This window comes from Hafnia psychrotolerans, from assembly GCF_014639435.1.
Lineage (GTDB): Bacteria > Pseudomonadota > Gammaproteobacteria > Enterobacterales > Enterobacteriaceae > Ewingella > Ewingella psychrotolerans.
In genome coordinates, this window is sequence record NZ_BMFZ01000007.1 from 215,154 (window position 1) to 229,470 (window position 14,317).

General features: G+C 53.7%; 12 protein-coding genes. 10 read left to right on the top strand and 2 right to left on the bottom strand.

The genetic code is table 11. From position 1 onward, the window contains the following. Nucleotides 1-166: 166 nt before the first annotated feature. Nucleotides 167-2,587: a maltodextrin phosphorylase gene (gene malP / locus IEV89_RS14200; RefSeq protein ID WP_188474184.1), complete on the top strand. Its 2,421-nt coding sequence runs from the start codon at nucleotides 167-169 to the stop codon at nucleotides 2,585-2,587. 8 nt (nucleotides 2,588-2,595) lie between these two features. Further along, nucleotides 2,596-4,686 (top strand): 4-alpha-glucanotransferase, encoded by a 2,091-nt coding sequence (malQ, locus tag IEV89_RS14205; RefSeq protein WP_188474185.1) that lies wholly within the window; start codon nucleotides 2,596-2,598, stop codon nucleotides 4,684-4,686. A gap of 775 nt (nucleotides 4,687-5,461) precedes the next feature. Here the strand turns inward: malQ and nfuA are convergent. Then, entirely contained in the window at nucleotides 5,462-6,037 is a 576-nt protein-coding gene (nfuA, locus tag IEV89_RS14210; RefSeq protein ID WP_188474186.1) for a Fe-S biogenesis protein NfuA, read from the bottom strand. Between the two features lie 103 nt (nucleotides 6,038-6,140). Beyond that, nucleotides 6,141-6,833, bottom strand: coding sequence for a DNA utilization protein GntX (gntX, locus tag IEV89_RS14215; protein WP_188474187.1), 693 nt, complete (start codon nucleotides 6,831-6,833; stop codon nucleotides 6,141-6,143). A gap of 44 nt (nucleotides 6,834-6,877) precedes the next feature. Between gntX and bioH the strand changes: the two genes are divergently transcribed. From bioH to IEV89_RS14255, 8 genes are all read left to right on the top strand, one after another. Further along, nucleotides 6,878-7,648, top strand: coding sequence for a pimeloyl-ACP methyl ester esterase BioH (gene bioH / locus IEV89_RS14220; RefSeq protein ID WP_188474188.1), 771 nt, complete (start codon nucleotides 6,878-6,880; stop codon nucleotides 7,646-7,648). Between the two features lie 388 nt (nucleotides 7,649-8,036). Further along, a complete protein-coding gene (gene mdcA / locus IEV89_RS14225; protein WP_188474189.1) occupies nucleotides 8,037-9,698 on the top strand; it encodes a malonate decarboxylase subunit alpha in 1,662 nt (553 codons plus the stop codon). Nucleotides 9,699-9,703: 5 nt separating this feature from the next. Next, nucleotides 9,704-10,561, top strand: coding sequence for a triphosphoribosyl-dephospho-CoA synthase (locus IEV89_RS14230; RefSeq protein WP_188474252.1), 858 nt, complete (start codon nucleotides 9,704-9,706; stop codon nucleotides 10,559-10,561). Nucleotides 10,562-10,603: 42 nt separating this feature from the next. Continuing rightward, entirely contained in the window at nucleotides 10,604-10,906 is a 303-nt protein-coding gene (locus IEV89_RS14235; RefSeq protein ID WP_188474190.1) for a malonate decarboxylase subunit delta, read from the top strand. Continuing rightward, the gene (locus IEV89_RS14240; RefSeq protein ID WP_188474191.1) at nucleotides 10,896-11,732 is read left to right on the top strand and encodes a biotin-independent malonate decarboxylase subunit beta; all 837 of its coding nucleotides are present in this window, start codon (nucleotides 10,896-10,898) and stop codon (nucleotides 11,730-11,732) included. The genes IEV89_RS14235 and IEV89_RS14240 overlap by 11 nt, the downstream gene beginning before the upstream one ends. Next, nucleotides 11,729-12,553 carry a biotin-independent malonate decarboxylase subunit gamma gene (gene mdcE / locus IEV89_RS14245; protein WP_188474192.1) on the top strand — a complete coding sequence of 275 codons (825 nt, stop codon included), beginning with the start codon at nucleotides 11,729-11,731 and terminating at the stop codon, nucleotides 12,551-12,553. The genes IEV89_RS14240 and mdcE overlap by 4 nt, the downstream gene beginning before the upstream one ends. A 153-nt stretch (nucleotides 12,554-12,706) precedes the next feature. Continuing rightward, complete coding sequence (locus tag IEV89_RS14250) at nucleotides 12,707-13,669, top strand: AEC family transporter (RefSeq protein WP_188474193.1); 963 nt, start codon at nucleotides 12,707-12,709, stop codon at nucleotides 13,667-13,669. A 19-nt stretch (nucleotides 13,670-13,688) separates the two neighbouring features. Beyond that, nucleotides 13,689-14,312 (top strand): malonate decarboxylase holo-ACP synthase, encoded by a 624-nt coding sequence (locus IEV89_RS14255; RefSeq protein WP_188474194.1) that lies wholly within the window; start codon nucleotides 13,689-13,691, stop codon nucleotides 14,310-14,312. Nucleotides 14,313-14,317: the final 5 nt, after the last annotated feature.

Below are 14,317 nucleotides of genomic sequence, written 5' to 3' on the forward strand. Positions count from 1 at the left end.
GACACCATTAATATTTATCAACAAATTCCTGAGCTCATCATGTCACCGTGATGAGCTTTTTTGCGCTATAGGCGTTATACCTATAGGTGAGCAAAGATCATGCATTTCACATTGATGCTGAACAGACGTCTTCTCCCGGAATTCACCAAAAGGAAAGAGCTGCCTTATGACCAAACCTACTCTTAAGCAGGATGTTTTTTTAGCAGCACTAACCCGTCAGTGGCAAGCTTTCGGGCTGACTTCAGCCAGAGACATGACGCTGCACCAGTGGTGGCATGCCGTAAGCGCTGCCGTAGCGGAACAGCTTCCCCCACAACATGACACCGTTCCTGCCAGCCAAAAGCGGAAAAAAAAACTCCGGCATGTGAACTACATCTCGATGGAGTTTCTGGTTGGGCGGCTCACCGGTAACAATCTGATTAACCTTGGCTGGTACGACACGGTGGCTAAAGCGCTTGAGCCTTTTGAAATCAACCTGAGCGATTTGCTGGAAGAGGAAGTGGATCCGGCGCTTGGTAACGGTGGTTTGGGCCGTCTGGCGGCTTGTTATCTTGACGCGATGGCTTCGGTCGGTCAGCCGGGGATTGGCTACGGTTTGAATTATCAGTACGGCCTTTTCCGCCAACGCTTCGTTGATGGGCACCAGAAAGAGTCGCCGGACGACTGGCACCGCAGTGAATATCCGTGGTTCCGCCACAATAGTTCGCTGGCGGTGAGCGTCGGGATCGGTGGTAAAGTGGTGAAGAACGACGACAACTCACTGCGTTGGGAGCCGGAATTCACGCTGCGCGGCGAAGCCTGGGATCTGCCCGTGATCGGTTACCGCAACGGCATTACACAACCATTGCGACTGTGGGAAGCGACCCATCCGCATCCGTTTGATCTCGAAAAATTTAACGACGGCGAATTCCTTAAAGCCGAGCAGCAGGGCGTAGACGCCGCCAAACTCACCAAAGTGCTCTATCCCAATGACAACCATTCGGCAGGTAAACGTCTGCGTTTGATGCAGCAATATTTTCAGTGCGCCTGTTCTGTGGCCGATATCTTGCGCCGCCACCACTTTCTCGGGCGGAAAATTGCTGAATTGCCGGACTACGAAGTTATTCAGCTCAACGATACCCATCCGACTATCGCCATACCTGAAATGCTACGCGTACTGCTCGATGAACATCAGATGAGCTGGGACGATGCGTGGCACATTACCAGCCGCACGTTTGCCTACACTAACCACACACTGATGCCAGAAGCGCTGGAAACGTGGGATGAACGTCTGGTGCGCAGTTTACTGCCGCGGCACTTCCAGATAATCAAACAGATCAACGCCAACTTTAAAAAACGGGTCAGCAAAGAGTGGCCGGGTGATGAAACGGTCTGGGCCAAACTCGCGGTGCATCACGACAAACAGATACGCATGGCCAATCTGTGCGTGGTGGCGGGTTTTGCGGTGAACGGCGTCGCGGCACTGCATTCTGACTTAGTCGTAAAAGACCTGTTCCCTGAGTATTACCAGCTTTGGCCAGAAAAATTCCATAACGTCACTAACGGCATCACGCCGCGCCGTTGGCTTAAACAATGTAACCCGGCGCTGTCAGCACTGATTGATGAACGCCTGCAAACTGACCGTTGGGTAACCGATCTCGATCTGCTGAAAGGGTTGGAAAGTGGCGTCAAAGACAAAAAATTCTGTAAACATTTCCGCAAAATAAAGTATGAGAACAAAGTCAGGCTGGCGGAGTTCGTCTGGCATCGCATGGGGATTAAGCTCAATCCGGATGCGATTTTCGACGTGCAGATCAAACGGCTGCATGAGTACAAACGTCAGCACCTCAACTTGCTGCACATCCTTTCGCTGTACCGCCAGATCCGCGATAACCCGAAACTCGATATCGTGCCGCGCGTGTTCCTATTCGGGGCCAAAGCCGCGCCCGGTTATTACCTTGCCAAAAACATCATTTATGCGATCAATCAGGTCGCCGAGAAGATCAACAACGATCCGATTGTCGGCGATCGTTTGAAAGTGGTCTTTATCCCTGACTACAGCGTGTCTGTAGCGGAAATGATGATCCCGGCCGCCGACGTTTCCGAGCAGATTTCTACTGCCGGAAAAGAGGCCTCGGGAACCGGTAACATGAAGCTGGCGCTGAACGGTGCGTTGACCATCGGTACGCTGGATGGCGCGAACGTCGAGATTGCTGAACAGGTCGGTGAAGAGAATATCTTTATCTTTGGTCTTGACGTTGATGAAGCCAAATCTCTGCAAAAGAGAGGCTATAAACCGCAAAGCGTGGTGAAAAAGGATAAACATCTGAAAGCGATTCTGGATGAACTGGCCAGCGGATTTTTCAGCCAAGGCGACAAGCACGCTTTTGACTTAATGCTTAACAGCCTCAAACAAGGCGGCGACCCGTATCTTGTGCTGGCTGACTTCGCAGCGTATTGCGAGGCGCAGAAAAAAGTCGATGCGCTATACCGCGACACCGATGAATGGACGCGCCGGGCGATCCTGAACACGGCCCGAGTGGGGATGTTTAGCGCAGATCGCTCAATCAGCGATTACCAGCAGCGTATCTGGCAGGCAAAACGTTAGGAGCAGGCATGGAGGACAAGCAACTCGTTGCCGCCGCTCGCCGGGCCGGCATTTTAGACAGCTTTATTAATATGCGGGATGAGCTCGAAACCGTGTCCGATGATACCCGCATCGCCCTGCTGGCGGCGATGGGGCGCAACCCGCAGGAGATCGAAGACATCACGCCGATTCCGCCGGTGAAAGTGTTTACCGAAGGCAAAAAAGTGTCGCTGACGCCGGAAGGCCGTGGTGCGTTTGCATGGCAACTGACGCTGGAAAATGGCGATCAGACTAAGGGTGACATCCAGGCTGGCCAGGTGTTGAATCTCAGCGCGGACCTGCCGACTGGCTATCATCAGTTGACGCTTTCACAAAACGGTCAGGTCTGGCCGTGCCGGGTTATTGTGGTGCCGCCGCGCTGTTTCGAGCCGCAGGCTTTGCTGGCAGGGGAAAAACTGTGGGGCGCAACGGTTCAGCTGTACACGCTGCGTTCAGAGAGTAACTGGGGCGTCGGCGATTTCGGTGATCTGAAAAAAATGGTCGAAGAGGTCGGGCAACGGGGCGGCGCGTTTGTCGGGCTGAACCCGATACATGCCCTCTATCCGGCGAATCCGCTGAGCGCCAGCCCGTACAGCCCATCGTCGCGTCGTTGGCTGAATGTGACGTATATCGACGTGAATGCCGTGGAAGAGTTTGCTGCCAGCGAACTGGCGCAGCGCTGGTGGCATTCCATCGAGACGCACGATGCATTATTGCAGGCGCGCAGCACCGAGTATGTCGATTATCCGTTAGTGATGCGGCTGAAGTCCGCCGCATTGAAACTGGCGTGGCCCCTGTTTTGCGAACGGGCAGAAGCCAACCCGCGTAAGCGGGATTACCGTCGGTTTGTGCAGAACGGCGGTGACAGTTTGCGGCAGCAGGCGCTGTTTGACGCGCTGCATACCCACCTGCGGGATCTGGATTTAGGCCTGTGGGGTTGGCCGGTCTGGCCCGATGCGTATCGCGACGCCAAAGGCGCAGATGTGGCGGAATTCAGCGAGCGTTACGCCAGTGAAATTGAGTTCTTTATGTGGCAGCAATGGCTGGCACATACCCAGTTTTCAGCCTGTTATCAACGCAGTGTAGAGCTTGCGATGCCCATCGGTTTATACCGTGATTTAGCGGTCGGCGTCGCCGAAGGCGGTGCGGAAACCTGGTCGGACCCGGCGCTGTATTGCCTGAACGCCACTATCGGCGCGCCGCCGGATATTCTCGGCCCACAAGGGCAAAACTGGGGACTACCACCCATCGATCCCCATGTAATGAAAGAGCGCGCCTATCAGCCGTTTATCGATTTACTGCGTGCCAATATGGCAGAGTGCGGCGCGCTGCGTATCGACCACGTCATGGGGCTGCTGCGGTTGTGGTGGATCCCGTTTGATGCTAACGCCAACAACGGCGCTTATGTGCGTTATCCGCTGGAGGATTTGCTCGGCGTGCTGGCGCTGGAAAGTCAGCGCCATCAGTGCATGGTGATTGGCGAAGACCTCGGCACCGTGCCGACGGAAATTGTTGCCAGCCTGCGCGACAGTGGCGTCTATTCCTACAAAGTGCTCTATTTCGAGCACGACAAAACATTCACCTATCGTCCGCCGCAGGACTATGTGGCGCAGGCGATGGCAACGGTCACCACGCATGATTTGCCGACATTGCGCGGTTACTGGGAAGGCGGGGATTTAACGCTGGGCGAGTCGCTGGGCGTCTATCCGGATCCGCAGGTGCTGGAGACGTTACGGGGCGAAAGGGAGCGCAGTAAGCAGGGATTGCTGAATGCGCTGCATCTGGCGCATTGCGTACCCAAAGAGACATCCCGTCATGCTGAGGACGTGCCGATGACGCCGGTGCTAAACCGCGGTTTGCAGCTCTATCTGGCAGATGGTGCCAGCGCGCTGCTTGGTTTGCAACCGGAAGACTGGTTAGACATGGCCACGCCGGTCAACGTCCCTGGCACCAATAAAGAATATCCAAACTGGCAGCGTAAACTGACACAAACGCTAGAGGACATGTTTGCCGATACGCACATTAATTCTTTGCTCAAGGATTTAGATCGCAGAAGAAAAGCATCAATCGCAATTGAATGATTCTCATGGTAAATACAGGGAGCAGATAGCGATAGAATGATAAAAGCCCTGACGGTACTCGTCAGGGCTTTTAAGGTACTGCTAACTTCAGATTTAACATTAATACACTTCGTAACTTTGTACTGCTATTTGGTACTGCTTTAAATGCACAAGTTTTTACAGATAATATCGGGTACTAAAACTAACTAAAACCCCCTATTTTACCGGTTTAAAACTACCTGATAGCTTTGATGGACACAAAGTCAAGTCAGGCCAGATTAGTTCAATCTCGTACATTCCCCTACGCGATATATACTCTTTTGATGCATGGCCTTACTTTCTTCGCGATATTTTAAATATTGTCACCCATACTCTATCGCGAGCTTAAAAAAACTAAAAACAAAGCCTTACATCATCGCGTTTTGTACTGCTACTACTTACTTCTAACATATATTCTACTTCATGCAACTAAACTATATATCTTATTACATCGATTTACATGCTTAATTCACTATCTCTATCCAAACTAACAGCGATATACAAATCTCGTCGCTGTTGAGTGCTAATGTACGGATTTTTTATATCCTGTCAACACTGTTTTTAATAACATGTTTATATTTTCAGTGTTCTTATCTGTGTTTTTTATAAGAACAATCTGTTTGACGTATCTAATTCTGGGGCAGGTCAATCTGAAGGTGACGAGATTATAATAACAGCCGTTTTTTCCAGCACGCTTACTATAAAAAAAGCACCCAATCATCAGGGTGCTTTTGCATTCTGTCCGATCAACGGTTGATCAGTAGAACGAGTGTTCGCCGCGTTGGTGCTCAGTGAGATCACGAACGCCTTTCAGTTCCGGGAAGTTTTGCAGCAGCTCTTTTTCGATACCATCTTTCAGCGTGACATCGATCATTGAACAGCCGTTACAACCGCCGCCGAACTGCAAAACGGCAATGCCATCATCGGTGATTTCCATCAATGATACGCGACCGCCGTGGCTGGCGAGCTGCGGGTTAATTTGCGATTGCAGCTGATATTCAACGCGCTCCATCAGCGGTGCATCGTCGGACACTTTACGCATTTTGGCATTCGGGGCTTTCAGCGTGAGCTGGGAACCCAACTGGTCAGTTACAAAGTCGATTTCAGCGTCAGCCAGATAAGGCTTGCTAAGCTCGTCGATAAAAGCGGACAGTTTCTCGAATTTGAGTTCAGTATCTGTGGCTTCCACAGCATCTGGTGGGCAGTAGGAGACACCGCATTCAGCGGTCGGCGTACCTGGGTTGATCACGAATACACGGATCTGGGTGCCTTCTTCCTGGTTTGCCAGCAGTTTGGCAAAGTGCTCTTGGGCAGCATCGGTAATAAGGATCATAGTATTGGCTCAATAGTTGACTACTTCAGTTGGTTATAATACGCCCTTTGGTTTTCTTCGTCATCCTCCACATGGCTGTGAGGTTAGCAGCACGTGCTTATTACTATAAGGTTCGGCAGATACACCAGATTTGCAAAGAGGCAACCTGCTGATTGCGCAGTAGTTTACTGATTTCACGTAATGTGCTGCCGGTGGTGACGACATCATCGATGAGGGCAACGTGTTTCCCGCGGAGGTTTTCTTCACACCGGAATGCTTTACGCAAATTCATTTTTCGCGCTGCCTCTGATAATCGTTGCTGTGGCGGTGTGGAACGAATTCGCCGCAGGGCCTGTGCGCTGTACTGACAGCCCAGCCAGTGTGCCAACGGTTGAGCCAGCAATTCACTTTGATTATATCCGCGTGAGAAATAGCGCCGACGGTGTAACGGGACACTGAGCACAATATCCGGGCGCATCACATCCCCTGTCCGAAAACGAGCAAGCCATCGCAACAGCAGCAGACGCGCCAGCGCAACCGCCAGCTCTGGCTGACGGGCGAATTTTAACCGCATGACCAGCCCACTCAGTGGCGGTATATAATCAGTGGTATAAATCATCGCGTCCCATGGCGGCGGCTTGTTCAGGCAGCGTCCGCAGTCGAATTTTTGACTGGCGCTGGGTAATCCGCAACGCCGGCAGCACGGCAGCCGTGGTGTTAGATCCTTAACACACAAACTACAAATACCGTGCCGGGCGAGATGTAACGGCTGTTGGCATAGCCAGCAAAGGCTACGAATTGTTATCCTTAACTCCATCTTCACGACTTCCTTAATTTGTAAAATCTAACGGACATTACCTTATGAACAGGCTCTACTGGCAGACCTTTGGCGAAGGCGATCGCAATCTTGTGCTGCTTCACGGATGGGGACTGAACGCTGAGGTGTGGCGTTACATTGCTACTCGACTTACACCGCATTTTCGTCTGCATTTGGTCGACTTACCGGGATATGGGCGTAGCCAGGGCTTTGGGCCGATGAGCCTCGAAGAGATGGCCGATATTGTACTGGCTGCCGCGCCGGAAAAAGCGGCGTGGCTCGGTTGGTCACTGGGCGGGTTGGTTGCCAGCCAGATTGCGCTGATTGCCCCACAGCGCGTGGAGAAGCTGATCACTGTCGCCTCATCGCCTTGTTTTTCCGCGCAGGATGACTGGCCTGGTATTCGCCCAGACGTGCTGCATGGTTTTGAACATCAGCTCAGCGAAGATTTTCAGCGCACAGTTGAGCGCTTTTTGGCGCTGCAAACCCTCGGCAGCGACAGCGCCCGTCAGGATGCACGCATGTTGAAAGCGGTGGTACTTGATCAGCCGATGCCGTCGGTAGCGGTGCTAAACGGAGGGCTGGAGATCCTGCGGCAAGTTGATTTACGTCAGGCTATGTGTGCGTCGCCAGTGCCTTTGCTGCGCATCTATGGCGCGCTGGATGGCCTGGTTCCTCGCAAGATCGCGACGTTACTTGATGAGCTCTGGCCGAATTCTACTTCTCAGGTGATTGAGAAAGCCGCGCACGCGCCTTTTGTTTCTCATCCTGATGCTATCTGCGAAAGCATTAAGCATTTCATGGTCACCAATTAAAAGGTAACGGCATTTTTCACCATTTGGTTGGCTTGTTCTCGGTGAGTCTACCCTCCGTCGTTCTTCGCGCGGCAGACCTGTTGGCCACCTTCCTGCAACCCGAATGACTTAGGCGATAGGGTGAATAAAACAAGAGAGGGATGTCTACGGGCGTCCCTTTTTTGTGTCATTTTTGTGCGGATCATCGTTTTTATAATTTCTATCCGACTGTTTTAAATCACTTACTTTTAATCATTACCCTCAGGGTAACGATCAGTTCCTGTGCTTGATTGATGCTATTTCATCCCCTTCCTACACTTAACGAACTCATTATCCTACGCATCTATGATGCACCGCCACTTGTCAGAGCCGCATGCTGCTCAGCAAGCTAACCCAGGGAGGTTCAGGCATGACACAACATCCGCAGTCCACCAGAGCTTGGGACACCCGCCGAAGCGAGAAACAACGGCGAATCGAGAGTGTCCGGGCCGTGGCTCAGGGCAAAGTGTTACCCACCGACCAGATTATCCCGATCCTCGAAACGTTAATTGCCCCCGGCGACCGCGTTGTGATGGAGGGGAATAACCAGAAACAGGCCGATTTTCTTTCCCGATCGCTGGCGAAAGCTAACCCGGAAAAACTTCACGATTTACATATGATCATGCCGAGCGTCAGTCGCGCCGAGCATCTTGATCTCTTTGAGCGCGGTATCGCCCGCAAACTCGATTTCGCCTTCTCCGGTCCGCAGAGTCTGCGTATCGCGCAGTTGCTTGAGGATGGGCAGATGGAGATCGGTGCTATTCACACCTATATCGAACTTTATGCCCGTCTATATGTGGATTTAGTGCCAAACATTGCGCTGATTGCCGGTTTTAAAGCTGACCGTAAAGGCAACCTCTATACCGGCGCCAGCACCGAAGATACGCCCGCCCTGGTGGAAGCTGCCGCCTTCAAAAACGGCATTGTCATCGCACAGGTCAATGAGTTGGTCGAAGAGGGCTGTGACCTGCCGCGTGTGGACATTCCTGGTGACTGGATCGATTTTGTGGTGGTGGCCGACCGTCCATTCTTTATCGAACCCCTTTTCACCCGTGACCCACGTTTGATCAAACCGGTTCACGTCCTGATGGCGATGATGGCTATCAAAGGCATTTACGCTAAGCACAACGTGCAGTCGCTTAACCACGGCATCGGTTTCAACACGGCTGCCATTGAACTGTTGTTGCCCACTTACGGCGAACAACTCGGCCTGCGCGGCAAAATCTGTAAACACTGGACCCTGAACCCGCACCCGACGTTGATCCCGGCTATCGAAAGCGGTTGGGTCGATACCGTGCACTGTTTCGGCGGTGAACTGGGAATGGAAGAGTATATCCGCGCCCGTCCTGACGTATTTTTCACCGGCTCCGACGGATCTATGCGCTCTAACCGCGCTTTCTGCCAGATGGCCGGTCAGTATGCGGTCGACATGTTTATCGGTTCGACTTTGCAGGTTGACGGTCTGGCGAACTCCTCAACGGTGACCCGTGGCCGTCTGGCTGGTTTTGGCGGTGCGCCGAATATGGGCCACGACCCGCACGGCCGCCGTCACGCTACGCCTGCCTGGCTCGACATGATCGAAGAGCCGGATCCCATGGCACGCGGTAAAAAACTGGTGGTGCAGATGGTCGAAACGTATCAGGCCGGTGGCAAACCGACCTTCGTTGAGAAACTGGAAGCGGTAGATGTCGGTAAAGAGTCAGGTATGCCGCTGGCACCGGTAATGATTTACGGCGATGACGTAACGCACGTGCTGACCGAAGAAGGTATCGCGTACCTGTATCGTGCCCGCTCACTGGAAGAGCGCCGTGCGATGGTGGCCGCTGTCGCCGGTATTACTGATATCGGGCTGGGTGTTGATGCTAAACGCGTTGCCGAACTGCGCCGTCAGGAACTGGTGGTCTTCCCTGAAGATATGGGGATCCGCCGCACCGACGCCACCCGTTCATTGCTGGCTGCAGGCAGCGTCAGCGATATTGTTGACTGGTCTGGTGGCTTGTATAACCCGCCAGCAAAATTTCGGAGCTGGTAATGACGATGCCGCAAATTCTCTCGGTCAGGGGCCGTATCGCCGCTGAACAGTTAGCCACAAAGTTGGCACAGCAGGCGACGCAGGCGCTGATCGATGAGGCGCGGCTTAGCCCAAAACCCGGCCTGGTGGACAGCCGGGGTTCAGGTGCGCATCAGGATCTGACACTCGCGTTGATGGAGCGTTCGGCTCATAGCCTGACCTCCACCTTTTATGCTCTGGCGCTGCACAGTTTTCAGCGTCCGGCTGATATTGCGCTGCGTCAGGAAGTGGGGTGTCTGGGACGCGAAGGGGAAGCCCGGATGATGCAGGCAACAGGCGGAGTGAATACTCACCGGGGCGCTATCTGGGCGATGGGGTTGCTGGTCAGCGCCATCGCTATGCAGCCTGAAAAAGATACCCCACAGGCCATTGCCCGGTGCGCAGCAAAACTGGCCTCGCTGCCTGACGCGTTCTGTCCTAAACGCTTCAGCAAAGGTTCCCACGCCGTTCAGCGCTATCAGGTGTCGGGCGCACGGGAAGAAGCGCAAAGAGGTTTTCCTCACATCCTTGACCTGGCGCTGCCTCAGTTACGTGACAGTCGCGTGAAGGGCGCAACAGAAAGCCAGTCGCAGCTTAATGCGCTGTTGGCCGTGATGACCAGGCTGGCTGATACCTGCGTGCTGTCGCGTGGTGGTATGCCCGCTTTGCAGGCGATGCATGCTGGCTCCCGTGCGGTACTGAGCGCCGGAGGCACACAAACCGCTGCCGGGCGTGTACAGCTTCAGGCGCTGGAAAAGCGCATGTTGAGCGACAATGCTTCACCTGGCGGTGCTGCGGATCTGCTGGCCGCGACGCTGTTTCTGGATCGCGTCTCACTGGCGTGACCGTACTGATTATTAACATCATGATTTTTATAAAGAGGTGTTATGGAACGTTTTGAATTTACTTACCCGGCGCAAACATCGCTGACCGATCGTGCGCATGCTGGCGTGGTCGGCTCCGGCGACTTAGAAGCGCTGTATGAACCCAAAAGCGGCGATACGCTGCATGTCACCGTCACGACCTCCGTCGATGGCAGCCACACCTTGTGGCAACGCTTTTTTGACCGCCTGAGCCAGTTGCGTGAATTACCCGCAGGTCAGCTTGATGTTAATGACTTCGGCGCGACGCCGGGTGTGGCACGCCTGCGTATTGAACAGGTATTTGAGGAGGCCGGTCATGCCAACTGATCAAAGTTTTATCGAACTGAATGCCCGTCAGCGTGCGCGCAACTTACTCGACGCGGGTAGCTTTCGTGAACTGCTGGGACCGTTTGAACGCATCATGTCACCTTGGTTGGAACCGCAGGGCATTGTGCCGCAGGCCGATGACGGCATGGTGGTGGCTAAAGGCACTATCAATGGTCAGCCAGCGGTCGTTGTCGCTATTGAAGGAGCATTCCAGGGCGGCAGTATGGGCGAAGTCTCCGGTGCAAAAATGGCGGCGGCTTTAGAGTTGGCCGCAGAGGATAACCGTAACGGCATTGCGACGCAGGCGGTCTTGCTGCTGGAAACCGGTGGCGTACGTCTTCAGGAGGCCAATCTTGGTCTTGCCGCTATCGCGGATATTCATGCCGCGATTGTTGATTTACGCCGTTATACGCCAGTGATTGGGGTGGTTGCCGGTACTGTCGGCTGCTTTGGTGGGATGTCGATTGCCGCCGCGTTGTGCAGCTATCTCATTGTGACCCGCGAAGCCCGTCTTGGTCTGAACGGCCCGCAGGTTATTGAGCAGGAAGCCGGGATAGAAGAGTACGACTCCCGCGACCGGCCGTTTATCTGGAGCATCACGGGTGGCGAAGTGCGTTATCACAGCGGTTTTGTCGACGTCCTGGTGAAAGACTCATTAGCCGAAGTGAAAAACCAGATGCTGGCATTTATCGCCAAAGGGCTTCCAGCCGAGCATCGCTCGGATAAATTCGATTATTACCTGCCAAAACTCAGCAGCTTTGACACTACTGAACAGGCCAGTCGTGAAGTGACAGAGCGTCTGTTTAACCGCGAGGAACCTGTATGAATACCGTTGAGAACCGAGCTAATAACACCGTGAGCCGTGGCGATCATTGGTTTGCTGAACTGACCAGAGATGCCACGCCGGTTACTGGACTTTGTGCATCGGTAAAAGTGGCCGATGGAAAAATTAACGATCAGGATGTTCGTTATATCGCGGTCGTTCCAGATGACCACAATCACTATCCGCGTGCAGCGGGCGGTGAAGTTGGATTATTGGAAGGCTGGACGTTAGCGCAAGTGGTGAATCAGGCGATTGCCGCTGACGCCAATAAAGTCACCAAACGGGCCATTGTGGCGGTGATTGACGTACCAAGTCAGGCTTATGGCCGCCGCGAAGAAGCTTTCGGTATTCATCAGGCGCTGGCCGGTGCCGCAGGTGCTTATGCTAAAGCGCGTCTGGCTGGGCATCCGGTTATCGGGCTGATTGTCGGCAAAGCGATGTCTGGGGCGTTTTTGGCCCACGGTTATCAAGCCAACAAGCTCATCGCCTTCAATAATCCGGAGGTGATGATCCACGCGATGGGTAAAGAGTCGGCGGCACGTATTACGCTGCGTTCGGTTGAGGCGCTGGAAAAACTGGCGGCCACTATCCCGCCGATGGCGTACGACATCGAAAATTACGCCACCCTCGGCCTACTGGCGCAACTGATGGATATTGGCAATCCCGACTGTCCAACACCCGACGATATCGTCCAGGTACAGTCGGCGTTGTGGAGCAACATTCAGGATGCCCGTCAGGCGGGAGTTGGCCTTAAAAATCGCTTAGGCGCTGACAACCGGGCCCGTTCGCAATTAGTTCGCGAGCGGATGCGGCAGGAGTGGTAGTTCGTTAACTTTTCAGTCTTTCAGCCGGTAAAGGCACCTGCAAACAGCGGAATGCGGCACAGAATTCAACGTGCTGCATCCGACTGGGATCTATAAAAAACATCGTAACCGGCGGGCTGGGTAATTCATTGTTTTTACCTCAGGTACATCGCTATGACTTATGTGATTTTGCACGCGCTCGCCCCAATTTTCGTGATTATGATCCTCGGTTTTTTTGCCGGGAAAGCGAAAATGGTGGATAACCAAAACGTCTCGTTATTGAATATTTTCGTGATGGATTTTGCTTTACCCGCTGCGCTGTTTGCAGCAACAGTACAAACGCCGTGGTCGGGTATTGTCCAACAGACACCGCTGATTTTGGTTCTGGTTCTGGCTATGTGGATAACCTACGCGGCGATCTACTTTATCTGTACCAAAATCTATAAGAAGTCGCCACAGGATGCTGCCGTCCTGACGCTGACCGTCGCGCTGCCAAATTATGCCGCGCTGGGTCTGCCGATCCTGAGCAGCGTGATGGGCAATGCGCCATCGACATCGCTGTCTGTGGCGGTCTCGATCGCCTGTGGTTCAGTGCTGATGACGCCGTTCTGTTTGATGATTCTGGAGCGTGAAAAAGCACGCATCAGCGGAGAAAACCAACGGTCTTCTTTGGCTCTATTGCCGGTGTTGATGTGGCGTTCGGTGAAAAAACCCATCGTCTGGGGACCGTTGCTGGGCGTGGTGTTGTCTGCGATCGGCATTAAAATGCCGGAAATTGTACTGGCCTCATTGAAGCCTCTTGGCTTGTCGGCCACCGCTTCTGCCCTGTTCCTGACCGGTGTGATCTTGTCAGCCCGTAAACTGAAAATTAACGGACCGGTGTTGTTGTCATGCACGGCGAAAAACCTGATTCAGCCGTTTATCGCCTGGGGTCTGGTGCTCGCCTTTGGTCTGAGTGGCCCGGTGGCAGTGACGGCAATTCTGATGATTGCGTTGTCAGCAGGTTTCTTCGGTATCGTGTTCGGTAACCGTTTCGGCGTGCAGTCACCGGATGCAGAAGCGTCGCTGTTGATCAGTTCAGTGTTGTGTATCATTACGTTACCGCTGTTTATAACATTGACCTCTTCACTGCACTGATAATTAAGGAACTGTAACGATGACGTTGCCACGTGCCCATGACCTGATTTGGATTGCCGACCGTGAGTCGCTGAAAAATGACCATGGCTTACCCGACTGGGTGGGCAACTGGCGGCCGCATCTGCCGCTGGTGGTGCGTCGTGACCGGCGTGACGAGGGTTCCATTCCGGTCGGGGTACGCGGCATGACCAAAATCCAACGCGCAGCCGCCTGGGTAAAACCTGACGCTGTGCTGCGCGTGGTGACGCCAGAATCGCTGGTGGCTGATCCTGTTACCCTGTTGCATTCGCGGTTTATCTCCTTGCAACCCATGCAGGCGCTGATCACCCTTGCCAGCCTAAAGTTGCCGTGGCATTGGGGCGTAACCGGTAGCTGCGCTTATGCGCTGGTGAGTGATATTCCCGTGATGCACGCAGAGAGCGACCTCGACCTAGTGATCCGCTGCGACCATCGGGTGGACTCGACGGAGTTTTCCGCCTTCCACACCATCCTCGACGAGTTGCCATGCCGCGTTGATGTGCAAATTAACACGCCGCAGGGCGGTTTTGCGCTGACGGAATGGTTGCGCGGAGGCGAAACTATGCTGAAAACGGACTCAGGCCCGGTTATGGTCACTGATCCGTGGAGTCAGCCTGACGTTTAAGGAGC